The sequence below is a fragment of the Soehngenia longivitae genome (genome assembly GCF_004684055.1).
Classification (GTDB): domain Bacteria; phylum Bacillota; class Clostridia; order Tissierellales; family Tissierellaceae; genus Soehngenia; species Soehngenia longivitae.
In genome coordinates this window covers 63,497-84,859 of sequence record NZ_SRIB01000003.1, presented here as the reverse complement: position 1 = coordinate 84,859, position 21,363 = coordinate 63,497, and the positions used below count along the sequence as shown (strand labels likewise).

Annotated in this window: 22 protein-coding genes; 5 read left to right on the top strand and 17 right to left on the bottom strand. The window is 32.4% G+C overall.

Translation table 11 applies throughout. The features are described 5' to 3' along the window. Nucleotides 1-374: 374 nt before the first annotated feature. The gene (locus tag E4100_RS03195) at nt 375-599 is read left to right on the top strand and encodes an MBL fold metallo-hydrolase (RefSeq protein WP_209315251.1); all 225 of its coding nucleotides are present in this window, start codon (nt 375-377) and stop codon (nt 597-599) included. 27 nt (nt 600-626) lie between these two features. Here the strand turns inward: E4100_RS03195 and E4100_RS03190 are convergent, their stop codons facing one another. The 11 genes from E4100_RS03190 to E4100_RS03140 all read right to left on the bottom strand — a co-directional run bounded on the left by E4100_RS03190 (nt 627) and on the right by E4100_RS03140 (nt 12,417). After that, the gene (locus E4100_RS03190; protein ID WP_135270598.1) at nt 627-890 is read right to left on the bottom strand and encodes an HPr family phosphocarrier protein; all 264 of its coding nucleotides are present in this window, start codon (nt 888-890) and stop codon (nt 627-629) included. A 94-nt stretch (nt 891-984) separates the two neighbouring features. Beyond that, nucleotides 985-2,238 carry a zinc-binding dehydrogenase gene (locus tag E4100_RS03185; protein WP_135270597.1) on the bottom strand — a complete coding sequence of 418 codons (1,254 nt, stop codon included), beginning with the start codon at nt 2,236-2,238 and terminating at the stop codon, nt 985-987. Between the two features lie 18 nt (nt 2,239-2,256). Then, nucleotides 2,257-2,733, bottom strand: a complete 477-nt coding sequence (locus E4100_RS03180; RefSeq protein WP_135270596.1) for a PTS mannitol transporter subunit IIA — start codon at nt 2,731-2,733, stop codon at nt 2,257-2,259. Nucleotides 2,734-2,736: 3 nt separating this feature from the next. Further along, a complete protein-coding gene (locus E4100_RS03175) occupies nt 2,737-4,821 on the bottom strand; it encodes a BglG family transcription antiterminator (RefSeq protein WP_135270595.1) in 2,085 nt (694 codons plus the stop codon). A gap of 52 nt (nt 4,822-4,873) precedes the next feature. Beyond that, nucleotides 4,874-6,295, bottom strand: a complete 1,422-nt coding sequence (locus tag E4100_RS03170) for a PTS mannitol transporter subunit IIBC (RefSeq protein WP_245196348.1) — start codon at nt 6,293-6,295, stop codon at nt 4,874-4,876. A 117-nt stretch (nt 6,296-6,412) separates the two neighbouring features. Then, the gene (gene nagA / locus E4100_RS03165) at nt 6,413-7,576 is read right to left on the bottom strand and encodes an N-acetylglucosamine-6-phosphate deacetylase (protein WP_135270594.1); all 1,164 of its coding nucleotides are present in this window, start codon (nt 7,574-7,576) and stop codon (nt 6,413-6,415) included. Nucleotides 7,577-7,656: 80 nt separating this feature from the next. After that, on the bottom strand, nt 7,657-8,148 hold the full coding sequence (locus E4100_RS03160) for a PTS sugar transporter subunit IIA (protein WP_135270593.1): 492 nt from the start codon (nt 8,146-8,148) through the stop codon (nt 7,657-7,659). A gap of 12 nt (nt 8,149-8,160) precedes the next feature. After that, nucleotides 8,161-9,207: a MupG family TIM beta-alpha barrel fold protein gene (locus tag E4100_RS03155; RefSeq protein ID WP_167792061.1), complete on the bottom strand. Its 1,047-nt coding sequence runs from the start codon at nt 9,205-9,207 to the stop codon at nt 8,161-8,163. Then, the gene (locus E4100_RS03150; protein ID WP_135270591.1) at nt 9,200-10,624 is read right to left on the bottom strand and encodes a PTS transporter subunit EIIC; all 1,425 of its coding nucleotides are present in this window, start codon (nt 10,622-10,624) and stop codon (nt 9,200-9,202) included. Before E4100_RS03150 ends, E4100_RS03155 begins: the two co-directional genes overlap by 8 nt. A 22-nt stretch (nt 10,625-10,646) precedes the next feature. Then, a complete protein-coding gene (murQ, locus tag E4100_RS03145; RefSeq protein ID WP_135270590.1) occupies nt 10,647-11,543 on the bottom strand; it encodes an N-acetylmuramic acid 6-phosphate etherase in 897 nt (298 codons plus the stop codon). 19 nt (nt 11,544-11,562) lie between these two features. Then, nucleotides 11,563-12,417, bottom strand: coding sequence for a MurR/RpiR family transcriptional regulator (locus tag E4100_RS03140; protein ID WP_135270589.1), 855 nt, complete (start codon nt 12,415-12,417; stop codon nt 11,563-11,565). A 202-nt stretch (nt 12,418-12,619) separates the two neighbouring features. Here E4100_RS03140 and yqeC point away from each other — a divergent pair, with 202 nt between their 5' ends. From yqeC to E4100_RS03125, 3 genes are read left to right on the top strand one after another with little or no spacing between them, the layout of a single operon-like run. After that, nucleotides 12,620-13,351 carry a selenium cofactor biosynthesis protein YqeC gene (gene yqeC / locus E4100_RS03135; protein WP_135270588.1) on the top strand — a complete coding sequence of 244 codons (732 nt, stop codon included), beginning with the start codon at nt 12,620-12,622 and terminating at the stop codon, nt 13,349-13,351. Next, nucleotides 13,332-14,138, top strand: coding sequence for a selenium-dependent molybdenum cofactor biosynthesis protein YqeB (yqeB, locus tag E4100_RS03130; protein WP_209315240.1), 807 nt, complete (start codon nt 13,332-13,334; stop codon nt 14,136-14,138). The genes yqeC and yqeB overlap by 20 nt, the downstream gene beginning before the upstream one ends. Next, nucleotides 14,128-14,916: an XdhC family protein gene (locus E4100_RS03125; protein ID WP_135270586.1), complete on the top strand. Its 789-nt coding sequence runs from the start codon at nt 14,128-14,130 to the stop codon at nt 14,914-14,916. Before yqeB ends, E4100_RS03125 begins: the two co-directional genes overlap by 11 nt. A 115-nt stretch (nt 14,917-15,031) precedes the next feature. On the opposite strand, the gene rd is transcribed toward E4100_RS03125, so the two are convergent. The 4 genes from rd to E4100_RS03105 all read right to left on the bottom strand — a co-directional run bounded on the left by rd (nt 15,032) and on the right by E4100_RS03105 (nt 19,308). Beyond that, on the bottom strand, nt 15,032-15,193 hold the full coding sequence (gene rd / locus E4100_RS03120) for a rubredoxin (RefSeq protein WP_135270585.1): 162 nt from the start codon (nt 15,191-15,193) through the stop codon (nt 15,032-15,034). A gap of 12 nt (nt 15,194-15,205) precedes the next feature. Beyond that, entirely contained in the window at nt 15,206-17,152 is a 1,947-nt protein-coding gene (locus tag E4100_RS03115) for an oxidoreductase (protein WP_135270584.1), read from the bottom strand. A 102-nt stretch (nt 17,153-17,254) separates the two neighbouring features. Beyond that, a complete protein-coding gene (locus E4100_RS03110; RefSeq protein WP_135270583.1) occupies nt 17,255-18,085 on the bottom strand; it encodes a ZIP family metal transporter in 831 nt (276 codons plus the stop codon). A gap of 11 nt (nt 18,086-18,096) precedes the next feature. Beyond that, entirely contained in the window at nt 18,097-19,308 is a 1,212-nt protein-coding gene (locus tag E4100_RS03105) for an FprA family A-type flavoprotein (RefSeq protein ID WP_135270582.1), read from the bottom strand. 162 nt (nt 19,309-19,470) lie between these two features. On the opposite strand from E4100_RS03105, the gene E4100_RS03100 reads away from it, so the two are divergent. Next, nucleotides 19,471-19,953: a GNAT family N-acetyltransferase gene (locus E4100_RS03100; protein ID WP_135270581.1), complete on the top strand. Its 483-nt coding sequence runs from the start codon at nt 19,471-19,473 to the stop codon at nt 19,951-19,953. A gap of 27 nt (nt 19,954-19,980) precedes the next feature. Here the strand turns inward: E4100_RS03100 and rbsB are convergent, their stop codons facing one another. After that, nucleotides 19,981-20,898 carry a ribose ABC transporter substrate-binding protein RbsB gene (rbsB, locus tag E4100_RS03095; protein ID WP_135270580.1) on the bottom strand — a complete coding sequence of 306 codons (918 nt, stop codon included), beginning with the start codon at nt 20,896-20,898 and terminating at the stop codon, nt 19,981-19,983. 54 nt (nt 20,899-20,952) lie between these two features. Then, the gene (gene rbsD, locus E4100_RS03090; RefSeq protein WP_135270579.1) at nt 20,953-21,351 is read right to left on the bottom strand and encodes a D-ribose pyranase; all 399 of its coding nucleotides are present in this window, start codon (nt 21,349-21,351) and stop codon (nt 20,953-20,955) included. Nucleotides 21,352-21,363 lie beyond the last annotated feature (12 nt).

Here is a 21,363-nt window from a genome sequence, read left to right as displayed (position 1 = left end):
TAATTTCATCAGAGTCAAACACCGCAACCTTTCCAACAAGGTCCTTACTACCATTTGTTATGGTAATTAATAGATCCCCTTTCGTAGCAACCATTTATTAGGTTCTTTCTCCCTCACTTAACACTTATTATAGTAAATATTTTAATTTATCATAATTTACCACCCCATTTTGTATATTTGACATTCTAAGAACAAGTATCATCCCATCCTTTTGATCTAATAAGCCAAATAGCGATTCCTCAATAATCCACAAATAAACATAGTAGAAAATTTAAAGTTGTTTACGATAAAATATATAATGTTTTCATATAATTATACCCAACTTTCCATCTATCAGTAGAGGTAAAGCGGATCATATTGAGTAATAATTCTCCATTTTCCACAATGGTATAGACATAGCAATACTTCCAATCGGTGGTAATTATACGATGGATATAGATGATGCTATTAAAGCTGTTAAACTTATAGAACCTAAACTTGCTATACCAATGCATTATAATACTTTCCCATTAATAAAAGCTGACCCATTAGAGTTTAAGAAAAAAAATATCTATAGCGAAACAAAAGTTTTTGATATAGGAGAAAGTTATTCATTTTAAAAAAACGCACGATAAACCGTGCGTTTTTTATTCTCCAAAATTTTGATCAATTAAATTTTTAATGCCTTCAATAGCTGCTTCTTCATCTTCTCCTTCTGCTTTGAAGATCAGGTGAGTACCCTTCCCAGCTCCCATACTCAAAACAGACATAATACTCTTGGCAACATATTCTTGTCCATCTAATTCGATAGTTATATTAGATTTGTACTTTGAAGCTTCTTTGACTAAAAGACTTGCAGGTCTAGCATGTAAACCTGTTTCATTTTCAAGTGTTACTTCTAATTTTTTCATATCATAACCCTTTCTATCAAAAATTTGCATATATTACATATCAATAATTATTCTAACCTTTTAGAGAGAAAAGAGCAACCAGTATTTAAAATTCTTACCTAAAATTTTCAAGCAAATATCTTTCTGCTTCAGTACACCACAATCCTTTATTATTTTCAACTATTTCAGCTAATTTTTCAAATCGTTTATCTTCTTTAGCTTTATTTTTAAAGTCTGAGATTGCAGTCAAAGGCATATTTATTTGTGTATAAATTAATTTTTTACCGCCTGGAATTTTTGGTAAATTTAAAGTAGTTTCAATTACACTGTCTAATCCACCAATATGAGTTACCATGCATGCTGGATTTATTCTTTTCTTCTCTGTTAATCTTAAAGACTCAATTAAATCATCTGTATTCCCGCCTGTAGTCCCCATTACATGGGTTGAATTATAGTGAACATTATAAAAGTTGATTTCTCCTTTAAAATTAGTATCTGTTGGACCTGCAAAGAAATTTAAACAACCATCTCTTGCTAGTATCCTATCAGCCTGTTCTACCACTTCTTTTACTGGAGCCATTGCAAATACATCATCATACCCATGCCCATCTGATATCTCCATTAAATATTTATCAGGATCACTTGTTTCTTTTGTATTTACAAAGATAAGCTTTATCCCACATTTATTAGCCTCATCTTCAAAAATTTCCCTAGCTCTTTCTAACCTGCTATTATCCACATCTGTAACAACTACTAGCTTAGGATTTATATCTCCATGTAAAGCATAGTCTATTGTCCCAAGTCCCATTGGGCCTGCTCCAGCTAAAATAGCTAAGTTTCCATTTTCTTTTATACCCATGAAGTGAGTGTATTTTCCCATTTCTGTGTGATATGTTGCATGATAAGCTCCTATTATACAAGACATTGGTTCTGCTAAGCTCGCCTCATAGTATGCATCACCTTCATAATTAATCAAACAACCTAACTCCATTACTTCCGGTGGAACTATTGCATAAGTTGCATCACCGCCAAAATACATATATGAATATCCAGGAGATGCCATGCTACCCTTATAATTTAAAGCTGGTTGTTGAGCAAACTTAGTTCCAGGTTTAAATTGATTTTGCCATTTTTTCCCTACCTTCACAATATTGCCTGCAAATTCATGCCCAATTATTATTGGATTTTCAGATACATCTTTAGGAACTCTTTTATGTTTCTCTCCTAAAATTGCACATTTATAAGTTGACATACAAATACTATCTGAAACTATCTCAACTAATATCTCATCATCTTTTATCTCAGGAAGATCAAATTCTTCCAATCTCAAATCATTAGCTCCGTAAAGTCTTACTGCTTTTGTTTTCATATATTTTTCCTCCTTTAATTAAGCTGTAAAAGTTGAATAAACAAAATCTACATCTTTAGTCTTTATAAGTTCATTTAACTTTTCTTCATCCTCGCCAATTATTGTTGCAATATTGGCTAAAATATTTAAATGCTTATCAGCTTTCCCCGCTATTCCAATTACAAGATATGCTTTATCTCCATTGAAATCAATACCCTCAGGAAATTGTAAAATTACTATCCCTGATTTTTTGATATACTCTTTTGCCTTTCCAACTCCATGAGGTATAGCCACTCCACTACCAATATATGTGGTTAAATCATCTTCTCTTTCTATCATTGCTTCAATATATGGTTTTTCTACGCAGCCACTCTTAACTAAAAGCTCTCCTGCAAATCTTATGGCATCGTACTTATCCATTTTGGGTAAATTCAATAAAATATTTTCTTTCAACAAAACATCTGTATCCTGTTCTTCTGTTTTTTTACTTTTATTAGAAAACAGATTTAACCCCATTTCTCATACCTCCAATTTTCTAATTTCATTATGAACTTTTTCATAAAATTCATTAAAATAATCCTCTAACAATTCGCGTATCAAGTTTTTTTCAGCATTTCTTAAAGTAAATAAAAAATTCTCATCTTCGATAATCTTTGAGCTTAGAAAGCTCATCACTCTTAGTTCATTCTTATTTGCATCTTTAGGAGCAAGCATTATCAAAGCTAAATCTATTTTATCTCTATTACCATTATTTTCTATATATATTGGATTTTTAAGCCGTATTACCCCGAAAATAAGTCTATCTACTCCAGTAGTTTTTGCGTGAAGTAAAACTGCATTATATTGGTCTAATACTGTACTTCCTAATCTTTCTCTTTTAAATAAGTCCTTTCTTATATCTAAAGTTTCTACATCATTTCTACCAACAATATCACTTATATATTCAATCAATGAATTTAATGAATCCACTTCTAAAATATCATAAACGACAAAATTTTTTAGAATCTCAATTATTGCATCTAAATAACCCTTTAAGCTATTAAGATCTATTTTTTCAATTGATTTTGATATGTTTTCTCCCTTTGGTTTGCTGACATTATCGAAATTTTTCAAAAAATCATCAATTAACTTTTTGTCATTGTTAAGTAAAAGCGGATTAACTAAAACTATAGGTTTCTTACCATAGTCAATTGGTACAGTTGAAATTATAAAATCAACATTATTTATTTCTAACACTTTTTCTAGATTAAATGAGGAAACTACATCTACTACATTTAAGTTTTGATACTCGTTTTGCAATCTGGTTGAAAGAAGAGTAGCTGTTCCCATTCCAGTTGCACATACTACAATCACATCATATTTTTTTAGATTCTTTTTATTCCTTTCTACTGATGCTCCAATATGCATAGCAATATAAGCAATCTCTGAATCAGGTATCACTATCCCTAACTTTTTCTCGATAGGATCAACTGCCTTTACAGCTACATTATATATCTGGGTATAATTTGTCTTTATTTCTTCTAAAAGTGGATTTCTTATTTCCATATTCATTTTCAATCTATACAGTGCAGGTTGCAAATGTGTAGCAAGCCACATTATTGATTGTCTATCAGCCTTTATATTTAAACCTAACTCATCATATGCATTAGATAAAATCTCAGAGGATATTTTAATTATGTCATCATTGATTTGGGTCAACTTAATACCTTGATTTCCAATAATATGCATTGTAATATAACCTATTTCATCTTCAGGCATCAAAATATCAAACTTTTCTTCAATTGATTTTGCTAACCGCTCTGCTTCAGTGTATTCATCACATTTTTTCAATATGTTTAAATAATCTTTATCAATTATTATATTTTCTCCTTTATTTATCCTATCAATTGCAATCGCTAAATGTATAAGTAATCCAATGTATGCTCTGTCATTTAAAGTGGTTTTTAATTTGTTTTCATTGTTGATTAACAACCCTTCAAGTTCATATAATGTGTTTTTACTTACTAAATTAACTAGATTCTCTCTTGTTTCCACGCTCAATCGATCTTTATTTCTGATTATATCGATTAATTCTGTCTCTTCTATATTCTCATATATTAAATCAACTATTGCCCTCCTCTTATCAGACTCACTCGCATTGACATAAAGCCCAACACCAGGTTTTCGAACCAACTCACAACCATGTTTTTTTAGTCTTTCGCTAACTCTATCTAGATCATGGCTAATAGTACCTTCTGTGACATTTAAAGAAGAAGTAAAATTGCTAATTTTCAATGGTTCATTTGAATTCAATAGTTCAGTCAATATATAAACTATTCTCTGATTCTGTGTGTAATTTTTTATTTCTCCGCTTTTCTTTATATTATCTAAAAGTAATTTAATATCTTCTTTTTTCCCTTCGAAGCGGATACCCTTTCCAGCACGGCTTTCTATCGAACAAGAAAAGAAGGCTAGATATGAATATAAATCCCTAAGTTCTCTTGATACTGTTCTATTGCTAATGTTCAATTTTTTGGCTATCTCAGAAATAGTAAAGAATTTATCTTCTTTGATCAACAATTCAATTATCTCTCGTTGTCTCTGAGTAAGTTTAATTGATATCACAGATACCACCTCTTTAAAGGAAGCAGCGAAAAAAATTTCGCTGCTTACACAATCAATTGCCTAATAGTCTGTCCACTAACTTGTCATATTCAGGGCTGTTTATAAAGTTATCAATAGAAATATGATAAGCATTTGGTGCCTTTACTCTGGCTCTTTCTGTCAAACTCTTATGAGTTATTATTACCTTAGCATCAGCAGGAATTTCTTCAATAGCACAATGTAGTACTTCAATATCTAATCCAGCTTTTTTTAGTTTGTTTTTTAAAGTAGTAGCTCCCATTGCACTTGAACCCATCCCAGCATCACATGCAAATACTATTTTATCAACATTTGTTAATACATTGTCTGAAACTATTTTTTCTTGTGGTTTATATTTCATTTCTTTAACTTTTTCTTTTGCACCAGATAGGTCTTCTTCAGTCACTTTATCTGAGCTTCTCTTTACAAAATAAGATGCTACTAAGAATGTTACAGCGGTGGATATGATAACACCAGCAAGCACTCCTAAATAGTTTCCTTTTGGTGTCATAGCCATCAATGCAATTATACTGCCTGGAGAAGGTGTTGCGACAAGTCCTGCATTAAATATTGAAAATGTCAATACTCCACTTGCTCCTCCTGCAATGACTGCTAAAATTAATATCGGATTCATCAGTACGTAAGGGAAATAAATCTCGTGTATTCCTCCTAAAAAATGTATTATGACAGCACCAGGAGCTGATTGTTTAACTGATCCCTTTGAGAATACCCAATATGCTAATAATATTCCTAAACCAGGACCAGGATTTGTTTCAAGTAAGAAAAATATTGATTTTCCAACTTCTTCAGCTTCTTGTATACCGATTGGCCCTAAAACTCCATGATTTATAGCGTTGTTTAAGAAGAGAATTTTCCCCGGTTCAATAAAAATTGATGTTAATGGCAACAATCCAGCATTGACTATAGCTTCAACTCCAGATTTTAAAATATTATTTAGTCCTTCAACTAATGGCCCAATTGCCAAATAAGCTAAAATAGCAAGTATTGCACCTAAGATTCCTAATGAGAAATTGTTAACCAACATCTCAAAGCCTGCTCTTACTTTACCTTCAATAGCTTTGTCAAATTTTTTGATAAGATATGCTGCCAAAGGTCCTACTAACATAGCTCCTAAAAACATAGGAACTTCTGCACCAACCACTACTCCCATAGTAGCTATTGCTCCAATAACAGCACCTCTTTGCCCAGCTACATTTTTGCCTCCGGTGTAGCCAATCAAAAGTGGAAGTAAATATTTTATCATAGGATCAACTAATGATGCTAAATTTTCATTCGGATACCACCCTGTGGGTATAAATATTGCTGTGATTAAGCCCCAAGCAATAAATGCACCTATGTTGGGCATAACCATACCACTTAACACTCTGCCAAATCTTTGAATGTTTTGTCCTTTTCCATTAGATGAGTTTTGTAGACTACTAGACATATCTGACATTTTAGTACCCTCCTCTTCATTACTTTAATTTAATTATATGAAGAGAAACGATTAATATCAATCAAAAGTAGTCATGCTTTAGTCTACAATAATTAATGCCAAAATTAAATATCTAATTTATATATCTTTGTAATACCGAATTTCGCCATTTACTATAGTGTTCAAAATATTTAATTTTTCGTCAAATATAATCATATCAGCATCTTTCCCTATTTCTATGCTTCCTTTCTTATCACCAATGCCAATTGCTCTAGCACTCGACAAGCTTGCCATTCTCACTGCATCATTTAATTTAATGCCTAGATGATTTACAAGGTTATATACTGCTTTATTTAATGTGAGTGTTGAGCCAGCTATAGTTCCATCTTTTAACACTGCCTTTCCTTCTTTGACAGAAACATCTTGTCCTCCTAAAGTATATTCACCATCAAGTTTCCCGGCTGCCATCATAGCATCAGATATAAGAATTATTGAATCAAATCCTTTTACATCTATTGCCAATTCTATGGCTGCTTTATGGATGTGTATCATGTCAGCTATAATTTCACACCTAACCCTTTCATCAGTTAAACTAGCGCCGATTATTCCTGGTTCTCTATGACTGAAAGTCCTCATCCCATTGTAAAGGTGCGTGGCTATGCTTGCCCCAGCATCAATGGCTTTCTTTGCGATGTCATAAGTTGAATTTGTGTGTCCCATAGCAACTTTAATCCCTTTTTCATTTAAATATCGTATTGCGTCTAATGAATTTTCCATCTCCGGAGCTATTGAAACGACTGTTAGATGATTTCTTGAAGCTTTTATGAATTCATCAATTTCTTCTATTGTCGGATTTTTAAGGTATTTTTCAGGTTGCGCTCCTTTTTTTTCTTTAGAGAAATAAGGCCCTTCTAAATAAATCCCGACCATATTTGAATATCTCATACTTGACTCGATATATGCACTTCCTGTATTCAAAACATTGATCAAATCTTCGTGCTTAGAAGTAATAGTTGTCAGTAAATATGACGTAACTCCATTTTTTAAATGGAATTTTGATATTTCATCAAAAGCCTCAAAATTTGCATCCATGAAATCATAACCAGAATTACCGTGGTTATGTATATCTATAAATCCTGGAGAAAGATAATTTGATTTAGCATCAATAACTTCCAAAAAACTTTCTGAAGATACTTCATCAGAAGTAACATCAACTATTTTTCCGTCTTCTACTATTACATTTCTATTATTTAAAATTTCATAAGGTGTAATTACCTTTGCATTTTTTATTAACAATTTCATTTGTATTGCCCCTTTCAAAATATTGATACCCTATTTTAGCTAATAAAAAAGAGTAAGTAAAATACTTACTCGATTAATTATTAATTTTTCAAGATAATTGAGAATAAATCATCTCCTGCTTTTACATATTCATTAGGAATAATTTTTAATTCTTTAATTATCTCCATATTTGTAATAACTATTGGTGATATTATTGATTTTGCATTTTCCGAAACAAAATCCCAGTCAACTTTGATAAGTTTGTCGCCAGATTTAATTCTCTGATTTTTACTAGCATAAACCTCAAATCCTTCGCCTTTAAGTTTAACTGTATCAATACCTAAATGTATCAGAATTTCAATATTTTCTTTAGTTCTAAACCCTATTGCATACTTTTGTGGTGCTATTTGGACTATCTCTCCATTAACAGGTGCATAAACATAATTATCTTGAGGCAATATAGCTATTCCATCGCCAACTAACTTGCCTGAAAATACTTTATCAGGTACTTCATCAATTTTGATAATTTTACCAGTTATTGGAGATTTTACTATTATTTCGTCCATTGTATTCTTTTTAAATATATTAAACATTCAGTTCACATCCTAAATATCAATGATTTTAATTTTATCTCTATTTCTTATACTTCTCAAAAGCAACCTATAATCATCTTTTACATTCCCAATTACATTAACTCTTTCATCTTTACCATAATCTCTTTTTGTTATTTGTATTTCACCAGAATAGCGTGCATATTTATAATTATCTATAGTCAAACTTCCAGTTTTTCTTTCTATGCAATTATAATTCATTATAATCTCTCCAAAAGAAGAATATTCTCTTGACTCTTTCAACCTAATTAAAGAATAAGGAGAATCTTCTCTTATACTAAAAACAGCACCATTTAGATATTTATAATTTTGATCCAATACTATAGGAACACTAATAATGCCACTTTCCCTATAATTAGAAATCAATTTATTCTCAAAATCCGACAATATACCATCACCAACTATTATACCAGCGACAGAATAATTTTTATCCATATCTACAAAACAAGCATAAGGTGAATTTCTTCTATGACTTTCTATTGTTGGTAAGCCTTCAAAAATAGGACCTCTTAGATTTATGTCACCTGGTATAAATGCATACACTTTCAGTCCGTTATCACATAACATTTTATTGACGCCTCTAAATTGTTCATCATCTAATCCTGTATCAGTTCTTGGATAAAAATTGTGAACAGCAATCATATTTTTATGAGAATTAATTAATTTCACTAAACTTGTCTCACTTATTGTTGACGCATTTATAGCTATCAAGCACTGACTCTTTATTCGATTTATTTCTTCATCGGTAAAACCGTAGTCTATTCGAACTACATCTAATTCCAGCATGTTAATTAATTCATCGAGATTGCTTACATTAAAATTTAATAATGTCCTAGTTGATACATCCGCTATTACTTTATATCCTATTTTTTTAATAGTCTTTATCATTTCAATAGACTCACTAATAAAATCATTTTTATTTTCTTCAGGTACATGTAATGATGTGAACACAGAAGCTCCCTCTGTATATACAGAGGACAGAGCTTCTATGTTTTCTCTCCATGTGGAAACATAAATTGAGTAACCAATATTACTATACATTTTTAACTTCATTATCTTTCATAACAAAATAAGTTATTATAAATCCAGCAATGTATGAAATAACTAATCCAATGAAATAGTTTAACATGGATTCAGGCTTCATTATTGGTATGGCTACTAATCCAGAAGGCCCCCATGCATTTGCCATTACTTTGCTGAACATAATATATGCACCACCAAATCCAGCTCCAAGACCTGCTGTTATAAAAGGTTTAAATAATGGTAATGTAACTCCATAAATAAGTGGTTCACCAACCCCTAGGAATCCAGCAGGTAACGCTCCTGTTATTATCTTTTGCATTCTATGATTTCCCACTCTCTTAGCTTTGATATAAATGGCAATAGCTGCTCCTACTTGTCCAGCACCTGCCATTGCAAGTACAGGGAATAATGACACTCCTCCTAAACTTTCTAATTGAATTGCATATATAGGAATAAGCCCGTGATGAAGTCCTAGTAAAACCATTGGTAAAAATATAGCTGCTAATATATACCCACTAATAATATTAACAATTGAGTTTGAAGACCCAATGATTAAGCTCAACCCACTTACCAGTAAGTCCGAAATGTAGCCGGTGACAGGCATTATGATAAAAACAAACAATAATGAAGTTATCAATAATGTTAAAAACGGTGTAACAACTAAATCTAATACATCAGGTATTCTCTTTCTTATCCATTTTTCTATTTTTGATAGTATCCAAACGCCTAATATTACTCCTATTATACCACCTTTACCAGTAGTCAATATTGAATTCAATGGTACATCAGCATCATATAAACCAAAAATTGTAGAAATAGCTACAATATTTGGGCTAATAGATATTGCACCAAGCATTCCACCTAAACCTTCTGTCGCACCAAATTGTTTTGCTGAGTTTATACCTGTATAAATTGCAAAGTAACTTAAAAATCCTCCACCAATTAGTGCAAATAACAATTGTATAACTTTCCATGTGCCTTCAGCTGGTAATATAGCTTGTCCTTGCAATGTTGAAATCAAACTTGCTAATCCATTGAATAAACCAGCGGCAATAATTGCAGGAATTAGAGGTATAAATATATCAGCAATCGTTTTTATAGCGTTTTTAAAAGGACTTTGCTTCTGCATAGCTTTCATTTCTTCTTTATTCTCTACCCAATCTTCATCCACAGACATATCCTTAGGAATACCAAGCTCATCTATGCATATATCTGCAACTTTTTTTGCTTTTCCTGGTCCTAAAACAATTTGAGCATAATTACCGTCAAAAACAATTCCAAGTACACCCTCAGTGTTTTTTAACTCCTCTTCTTTTACTAAACTAGGATTTTTAACTGTAACTCTAAGTCTTGTCATACAATTAGCTGCTTTTAAAACATTCTCTTTGCCACCTACAAGTTCAACTATTTTTTTAGCGAGTTCTTTATTATCCATGTTTTTCCTCCCCTTTATTATATTAATTTAATAGAGCTAGTCTAATATGTCCTCTACTTTTTGTTAATCTCTCAGTCGCTTCCTCCAATGAACAATTTTTCAAGATCATTACAATTGCAGTTTTAGCGTTCCCTCCTGCTAATTCAAGATATTTCTTGGCTTCTACTCTACTACAACTTGTAGCTGATATTACAATATTTTCAGCTCTAGTCCTTAACTTTTCGTTTGTCTGAACCACATCTACCATTAAATTTTGATATACTTTACCAATACCAACCATTGTACCTGTCGATATCATATTTAATACCATTTTTTGTGCTGTCCCTGCTTTTAATCGCGTAGATCCTGTTAGCACTTCAGGCCCTGTAACTACTTCTATAGCTAAATCTGTTTCTTTCCCAACTTCAGATTCCTTATTACATGCTATTGCTATAGTTTTTGAGCCTATTGATTTTGCATATCTAAGTCCATATATGACATAAGGAGTTCTTCCACTTGCAGCAATTCCAATAACAACATCTTTATCATTTACTCCTATTGACTTTAAATCTTCTTCGCCTAATGTTGTACTATCTTCAGCCCCTTCTACAGCTTTAATAAAAGCCTTCTCCCCTCCAGCAATCAATCCAATAACTAAATCATCCGGAGTCCCAAATGTTGGTGGACATTCTACAGCGTCTAACAACCCAAGTCTTCCACTTGTTCCTGCTCCCATATAGATTAATCTGCCACCATTTTCTAATGCTTCTGTACAAATTTCAATGGCTTTTGCTATATTCTCTAATTCATTTCTTACAGCCTTAATTACATTCTCATCTTCTTCATTCATCACTTTAACAATCTCTAAAGGTGACATTTCATCTAATTTGTATGTCTTTGGGTTTCTTGTTTCTGTTGTAAGCTTTTCAATATTTGCCATATTTCTCCTCCTAATTTCTTTAATCTATTGATTTGTATGGTTTTTGTATATGCGTCTTTTGAAATTGTTTTAAATATTTATCATAATTTCTATTTATAAATGCTGTAAACAAAATATCAATTATGCTCAGCTGAGATATCCTTGAAGACATCGCACCGCTTCTAAATATAAATTCTGTCGCTGAAACATAAAGATTATAGTCAGCAATTGAAGAAAGTGGATTTTCTTCAAATCTTGTGATAGCTATAATTGGTGCATTGTTTTCTTTAGCTGTTTGTACACATCTAAGTACTTCTTCTGTCATCCCTGAATAACTAATTGCAATTGCAACATCATTTTTAGTAATATTTCTAGCTTGAAGCAATTGTGCATGCCAATCATCACTTATTAAGCAAGGTTTATTTATCCTTAAAAACTTTAGGTAAGCATCTTTTGCAACTAGAAGTGATGATCCCATACCAAAGAAGTTTATAGTGTTTGCATTATCTAATATGTCAACGCATCTTTCTAAAATCTCCAAATCAATAAGTTTCATAGTGTTTTCTAAAGAAATGACATTTTTGTATGTTACTTTTTCAATGATACTTTCTAAAGAATCTTCTCTTGTTATTTCCTGAGTTTTCTCATCTAAAACTTCTTTCCTTAATGCTAATTCATATACTAATGATTTTTGAAAATCTTTGTAGCCTTTAAATCCTAACTTTTTACATAACCTAACTATAGTTGAAGCCGAAGAATACGTTTTCTCTGCCAATTCATGAATGGTATAATTTACTACTTGCTCCGGATTTTCTAATAAAAAATCTACTATTTTTTTTTCAGCACCATTTGCATTATTCTTGTACTCTTTTATCCTAACGATCGTGCTTTTCATATATTACCTCCGGGCTACAACTTAATATACTATTGAAAATATTATACCATTTGAAATTTAATTATAAACATAATGCCATTATAATAAAATTTTATTTCATCTATTGAATGATTTATATATAAAACTCTAATATATTTGCATATATTTAATACAATGTATTCTAATATGTTATAATAAATAATAATGATTTAAGGAGTATGATATGGAATATATCTATAAAAAATTAAATATTGACTTGTCAAAATTTGAAATAATATCTTTTGTTGGTGCCGGTGGTAAAACTACTACAATTGAAAAGCTTTCCAAAGAATTATCCATTCGTGGCAAAAAAGTCTTGGTAACTACATCTACAGCAATGTTCAATCCAAATATGGCAATTTATGATCAAGTTTTTATTGGTTCTTTCCCAAAAGACTATATCCCTAAAGCGCAGTCTGTTACGTTCTATGCTGATACAACAATAGGGCTAAAAGTAAAATGTTTAGATTTAAAGCTGTTAGAGGAGATAATAGCACTAAATATATTCGATTATGTGTTAATTGAATCTGATGGTTCAAGAGAAAAACCTATTAAAGCTCCAAATGATACAGAACCTGTGATATCTAAATACACAACAAAAACAGTTGGTGTAATTGGCTTAGACTCATTAAATCAACCAATTAAAGAAATTTGTCACAGACCAGAGATCTTTTGTAAATTAACAGATAAAAGTATTGATGACTTTATTGATATTGATTCGATAATACGTTTAGTGAAAAGTAGTCATGGCCTATTTAAAGATGCTGTGGGAGAAAAAATATTATACTTGAACAAGATTTCAAATATTGATGATGCTATTAAAATTAAAAATTATCTAGAAAACGATCTATCTATAAAAATAGTTTTTGGAGAAATGTATGATTGGGGGAAAAGTGATGCCAATAGTAATAGTTAGAGGGGCAGGTGATATTGCGTCTGGTATTATACATAGACTTTATATGTCTGGTTTTAATGTGATTGCTCTAGAAATTGAAAAGCCACTTTCGATTAGAAGAACCGTTTCATTCTCTGAAGCCATATACGATGGAGAAACAGTCGTTGAGGACGTAAAAGCTATATATGCGGACAATATTGAAATTGCGCAGACAATATTAAGAGATGGAAATGTACCAGTGTTAATTGACGAAAAAGCTCTTTGCATTGATCAAATTAAACCGGTTGCAGTTGTTGATGCAATACTCGCTAAAAGAAATATGGGAACCAATAAGTATATGGCTCCAATAACTATTGGTGTAGGACCAGGATTTTGTGCTGGTGATGATGTTGATTATGTAATAGAGACGCAAAGAGGTCATTACCTTGGAAGAGTGATATATAATGGTTGTGCCGCTTTAAATACAGGAATTCCAGGAATTATCATGGGATACGGGAAAGAAAGGGTTATAAAATCTCCTCAAGACGGTTTAATAAAACACGTTAGAAAAATAGGTGATTTAGTTAATGAGGGTGATGTAGTTTGTTATGTAGGAAATGAAAAAGTAAAAGCCTCAATAAATGGAGTTGTCCGAGGTCTTATAAGAGAAAATCTCTTTGTTTCAAAGGGATTAAAGATAGGAGATATTGATCCTAGAGCAGAAGTAGATTATATTTACACTATTTCAGATAAAGCAAGAGCTGTTGCAGGAGGAGTTTTAGAGGCACTATTACACGGATTGTCAAAGGGTGATAAAAATGGATATTAATATATTAAAAAAAATAGTTGAGCTATCAAATGAAGATGTGATATTTGCACATGCGATTATTATAAATGCAAAAGGTTCTACTCCAAGGGAGATAGGTGCTGATATGATTGTATTGGAAAATGGAGAAACTATTGGTACAATAGGCGGCGGTGCTTTAGAACTTAAAGTCATTGATCTAGCAAAATCTTGCATGAAAACCAATACTTCTGCAACCTACAATCTACCATTAAATTCCCCTGATATCGGAATGATTTGCGGTGGAGAAGTAGATGTTTTTATAGAAATCTATAAAGCTAAGCCTAAATTGATTATTTGTGGTGCTGGCCATGTTGGTAAAGCGCTGTATGAAATTGGAAAAACTCTAAACTTTAAAATATCTGTATTCGATGACAGAGAAGATTACTTGAATAAAACGCGATTCCCAGACGCAGATGAACTAGTCCTAGGAAGTATAAGTGAAAATTTAAGTAAATATCCTATTGATGAAAATAGTTATATATGTATTGTGACTCGAAGTCACAGAGAAGATTGTGAAGCACTTAAGGCTGTGGTAGAGTCTAATGCCAAATATGTTGGTTTAATGGGAAGCAAGAAAAAGATAAAAGAAATTTTTGACGAGCTTTTATCTAATGGAATTGATGAAAATAAATTATCAAAAGTAAAATCTCCAATAGGATTGGATATCGCCACAAATTCTCCTGAAGAATTAGCTATTAGCATAATAGCAGAAATATTGGCTGTAAAAAATAATAAATTAAAAAGCCCCTTCAATAACTAAGGGCTTTTTAATAAAATATTTTCTTTAATGCATTTATTGTATTCCGAATCTAGTAAATGAGCAACTAAAGCATTTTCAAGAATAAATAAAGGGTAACATTAATGTTACCCTTTATTTATTCAACTTTTACAAATTTTGACTTTGGTGAATCGCAAACAGGACACAACCAATCATCTGGTAAATCTTCAAATTTAGTTCCTGGTGCAATTCCAGAGCTGGGATCTCCTTTTTCCGGATCATAAACATACCCACAAACTGTGCATTTGTACTTGTCCATTTTTTACACTCCTTATATTCTTGGAATTCTCTTTATAAGACCAACTGCATCCTGAAGTGCAGAAGCAATATCTCTAGGTGCAGCAGCATCTCCAATAACATACACTTCTTCATGCTTATTTTTAAGTGATAAATACAATGAATCATTTGCAACTTTAACCCCAGTCACGACAACATTGTCGACATTATCGATTGTTTCAGCCAAATTATAATAAATGTTAAATAGACTTAATCTTTTCCCATCTTTATTTGTAATAATACTCATTGGCTTCAAATGTAGCTTTGGATTGCCTTGAATTCTCTTAAAATAATCTATTAAAATTGGAGCAGTGATGTTTTGCCCGTTAAAAAATCCTGGAGCTACCCAATATACGTTTTTGTCATGTTTTAACATCCATTCAACCATACCCATACCTTCTGTTGTTGAGTCATTGTCAAATATTACGATATTGTCCCCTTCAACTCCATTGTTTAAAACATCAATCGTATTTAGATATCCTTCATTGCCACTAATTGATGTCGATCCTGTAGCAATAATTACAATATCTGGTTTTTCATTCATAATCATATCTTCATTAGCTTCAATGCCGAGCCTAATATCTACATTTTCTAGTTTTTCAAGCATATGGATTAAGTATCTACTTACTCCAGATACTCCACGTCTACCAGGAATTCTACTTTCCCAATTTACTCTACCACCTAAAACTTTCTCTTTTTCAAAAAGTATAACTTCATGGCCTCTTCTAGCAAATATTTCACTAGCCTTCATTCCTGCTGGCCCTCCACCTACTACTACAATTTTCTTCTTTTCATCTGCTCTTTTGTATAATATATCTTCGCCATATTCCTCTTCATTACCTGAAGTGGGATTTTGCACACAACTAATTGGTAAATTTAAAAGTAATCTACTCATGCATTTTTGATTGCACCCAAGACATCCTCTTATTTCATCTGGTTTATTTTCATAAGCTTTCTTTGCCCAATATGGATCAGCAATTTGAGCACGAGCCATACCTACCATATCTGCATATCCCTTTTCTAGAGCTTCTTCTGCAGTAGAAGGCCAAACAATTCTTCCATTTGCAATGACAATTTTCCCCGTAGCCTTTTTTATCTTGTCTACATCTTCTAATAAAAATCCATGTGGAATATTCATGCTTGGTACTAACATGTCAATACTTTCCCAAGTTCCTGTATCTGCACTTATGTAATCCGCAACTTTCGAAAATATTTTTGCGTACTCAACAGCTTCGTCTACTCCATAATCACCTTCCAAGTATCTATTAATACCAAGTCTAACTCCAAGAGGAACATCCCCTATCCTCGATCTGATAGCTTCTAATATTTCTAAAACAACCCTTGCTCTGTTAAAAGTAGTTCCTCCATAATCATCTTCTCTTTTATTTTTAGTTAATGAAACGAATTGACCAAGTATTCCATCATGTCCCACTTTTATTTCTACGCCATCAAAATCAGCCGTCATTAAAAGTTCTGCACAATCTGCAAAAGCCATAATCATTTCTTTAATTTCTTCTATACTCATTTGATGAGGCATTTCACCTACAGTTAAATCTGGTATATTTGATGGAGCTAATGTAGGTTGAAAAGTTTCTACACTCTTAGTTTGATTTCCCATATGTGTAAGTTGTACAAACATTTTAGCCCCATGTGCATGAACTCTTGAAGTAGTTATCTTATAATTTGGAATGTTTTCTTTTTTGAACCCTACTCCTAACCCAGGAAATACTCCAGATGGCTGAACCACTTGGCTTGGTAAAACAATTAAACCTGCTCCTCCTTTAGCTCTTTCTTCATAATAGTAAGTTTCTCTTAAAGTGTGCATAAATTGTTGGTCTGGATAAACCGTTGCATGCGGCAAGAAAACAATTCTGTTTTTTATTTCGACATTTCGAATCTTTATAGGCTCAAATAGCCTTGGAAACATCAATTGTTGTTCCATATTCTTACCTCCTAATATTATTTGTATTTTTATACCCGAATTAATATAATCATAACTCCATAAACATTAATTAAATTTAAAAAAGGTTAGATGAATATTCATCTAACCCAATGCTACGTCTAATACCATCATAACTGTAAATCCTATCATACAGCCAATAGTAGATATATCTGTACTTGATTTGCCAAGTTTTGAATCCATCTGAGCTTCAGGAATAAGCTCTTCTACAACTACATATATCATAGCTCCTGCTGCAAATGCCAAAGCATATGGTAATATTGGCTGAATAACCGTTACTGCATAAGCTCCCAAAACTGCGGATATAGGTTCAACAATTCCAGATGATTGCCCTAAAAAAAATGCTTTTCCTCTTGTATATCCCTCTCTTCTTAAAGGAATAGACACTGCAGCTCCTTCAGGGAAGTTTTGAAGTCCTATCCCAAGCGCAAGTACGCTAGCCCCTGCGATGGTCGCTCCTGATGCATCTCCTAAAGCTGCTGCTCCAAAAGCTACTCCTACAGCCAAACCTTCTGGTATATTATGCAATGTGATTGCAAGTACTAAAAGTATGCTCCTTTGCAAAGATGTCTTAGGACCTTCCGCTTTCGAACTTTCAAGCCCCATATGCAAGTGGGGCATCAATCTATCTACTAAATACAGAAAAGCTCCGCCTAATAAAAATCCTATCGCTACTGTTAAATAAGGTACTTGTCCTAAATTCTCTGCCATTTCTATGCCTGGTGCTAGTAACGACCAAAATGACGCTGCTATCATTACTCCCGCTGCGAAGCCAAGCATTCCATTTAAAATAGACTTATTTATAGTTTTAAAGAAAAATACTAATCCAGCACCTAATGCCGTTACACCATAGGTAAAAAGACTCGCTATAAGTGCTTGTTGAACTGGCGAAAATGATTCCAAGAAATTGAGCATATTTTCCTCACCTAAATCCCAATTTTATCTATTAATGCATCAACTCTTTTTTTAATTACATCTATATCTTCTTTTCTGACTTTGCCATTAAATATATAAGTATCAACAAAATCCCAATTTAATTTATATCTGTTCATTATATCATCTAATTCTTTCTGAAGTCCACTAGTCCATCCATAAGATCCAAATGCAAGTGCATGTCTTTTAAGTATTTTTTTTCTGCCTATCTCTTCTAATGCACACGCAACTGGTGGAAACATCTGATATTCATAGGTTGGCGCTGCAATTATTACTCCTGATGAACTCAAGACAGATTTAAGCATAGTTCCCCAATTTGTCTCAGGTAATCTATGGATATTTACTTTTATGTTTTTCCCAATGATATATTTTTCAATCTCTCTTACTGCTTCTTCAGTTCGTCCGTACATTGATCCCCATAATATAGTTATCTCTTTTCTACCATACCCTAGAGCATAATCGATGTAGTTCCTATACATCTGAACTATCTTGTTTGGATCTTTCCTCCAAACTATTCCATGACCTGGTGCTATTGTTTTTGCACCTAATTCTTCAAATTTATCAACTGCCTTTTTTACTTGCTGTGAAAAAGTCATCATGACATTTGAATAATATCTCAAGCCCTCATCATTTAAATATCTCAAATCCTCATCGGTTAAATTGTCATCAAAATCAAAGTCTGTCTTTCCATATGTTCCAAATAAATCACAGGTAAATGCTGTCTTTGTGGATTTTTCAAAAGTCATCATGGTTTCAGGCCAATGCACATTAGGCACTTCATGAAACTCCAGAACTTTGCCATTCCCTAAATCAAGTGTATCTGAAGTTTGTACTACCCTTACATTTTCTTCTTGATCAAAGAATGTTTTCATTAAGTTTGCTGCCTTTTTAGTGCATACTACTTCAAAATCTGTATTAAGTTTCTTAAAATCCTTAATCCATCCTGAATGATCAGGCTCCATGTGATTTATCACTAAGTATTTTATATCTTCTAAATTAACTTCCGCTTTATCTAGAAGTTCAAATAATTTTTCAGGCACTCCCTCCCAATCGCAAAAGCCGTCTATTATTGCAGTTTTTTCACCTTTTACAATGTAAGAATTCAATGATACTCCATTTGGTATCTCCCACATTCCTTCAAACAATATTCCATCTAAACTTGCAGACAATTTAGTTATTCCATCAGCTAATTTAGTTACATCCATTTTATCCCTCCTAATTGTTTTTGTATCCTTTCCATTCTTGAAATATTATTAAAATATGTTATCTATTTAACATTTTATCAAATACTGTCATTATTTTCAATAACATTGTAATTAGTGCTATAAAATGATAAATTATATATGAAAAACATGAGAGGTGATTGTATGCCAGAAGTTGTATTGGCTTATTATGAAATTGAATCTGTCAGAGAATTATTTAAAGAATATACAAATATGCTAATAAAAAAGGATGGGAAGTTCAGGGAATATTTGTCTGAGCAGAATTATGATGAAGAATTTGAAAATCCTATGACAAAATATGCTCCTCCATACGGAAGACTTTTTCTATTGAAATTAGATTACACCCCTATTGGCTGTGTGGCTTTAAGAAAAGTAAATGAATCAACATGTGAAATGAAAAGACTATATATAAAGCCTGAATACAGAGGGAATGGATATTCACATTTACTAATTGATAAAGTCATTGAGGAAGCAAAAGACATAGGATATGAATACATAATTTTAGATACACTTCCATATTTGGAAACTGCCTTAAGGCTATACAAAAAATATGGGTTTGAAGAAATAGAGCCATTTAATGACAATCCCATGGGCAATTCAATTTACATGAGATTAAAAATAAAGTAGTGAATTATTCACTACTTTATTTTTTTATTATTTTGTAACTAATTGTAATTCAACAGGTATGTTAGCTTCCACTTGTTCTCCATTCATCACTTTAAGAGCTGTTTCAATAGCAATTTCTCCCATTAACCCAGGTTGTTGAGCAACTGTTGCTGCCATTTCACCTGCTTCTACAGCTTTAACTGCATCATCAGTAGCGTCAAAGCCAACTACAATTATATCTCTACCACTTGCTTTTATTGCTTCCAATGCACCTAAAGCCATTTCGTCATTGTGAGCAAATACAGCATCTATTTCTGGTTGAGATTGAAGTATATTTTCCATTACATCTAATCCTTTTGCTCTATCAAAATCTGCAGTTTGTCTTGCAACTACTTCTATTCCTGTCCCTTCTAATGCAGCATTAAATCCTTCTCCTCTTTCTCTAGCTGCACTTGTTCCAGCTATCCCTTCTAGCTCAACAACTTTGCCATTTCCTCCTAGCTGTTCAATTATAAATTCTCCAGCCATTTTCCCTCCTGCAACATTGTCAGATGCAATATGGCTAACTACTTCTCCACCGTTTGATGCCCTATCTACTGTTATAACAGGTATTCCTGCATCATTTGCAGCCAATACGCTGTTTACTACTGCATCAGAATCAGTTGGATTGATTATGATAAGGTCTACTTGCTTTGTTATTAAGTCTTCTACGTTTGAAGCTTCTTTTGCTGGATCATCTTGTGAGTCTAGTACTATCAACTCTACCCCTAAATCCTTTGCTTTTTGTTCTGCTCCTTCTTTAAGTGTTACAAAAAATGGATTTGATTGTGTAGAAACTACAAGACCAACTGTTTTCCCTTCAGTAGTTCCTCCATTTGTTTCTTCTCCTTCGTTAGAATTAGTAGTACATGCAACAAGTGAAATACTAAGAACTAGTACCATCATCAATGCCATTAATTTTTTCATATCAATTTCCTCCCTTTATTCTTTTATTTTTAAACAGCAAAAGCTGTTATAAACTTAAAACACAACTCCAGATTTTAATATTATGTTTGAATATGGTGTAAATTCTCCTGTTCTAATAACTGCTTTGCATTCTTTAGATATTTCTTTTAGTTTTTCGTGTTCTACCTCAGTCACTTTAAATTCACCATTTATTATAGAATCGAGGTTTTTTTTCATATTAGGGCTTACACTTTTTAATTCTAAATCGATATAAGCTTCTTCTACTTTTAACTCCTCTAATACTGCTTTTACTACCTCAATAAATCGCGGTACTCCTTCTACTAAGGCTAGGTCAATAAGTTTTACACCCTTTGGAACAGGCATTCCAGCATCACCTATGAGAATCATATCCATATGCCCCATTTCAGCGATCAATTTAGAAAGTTCTCCATTTAGTATCCCTCGTTTTTTCATACAATCACCTCT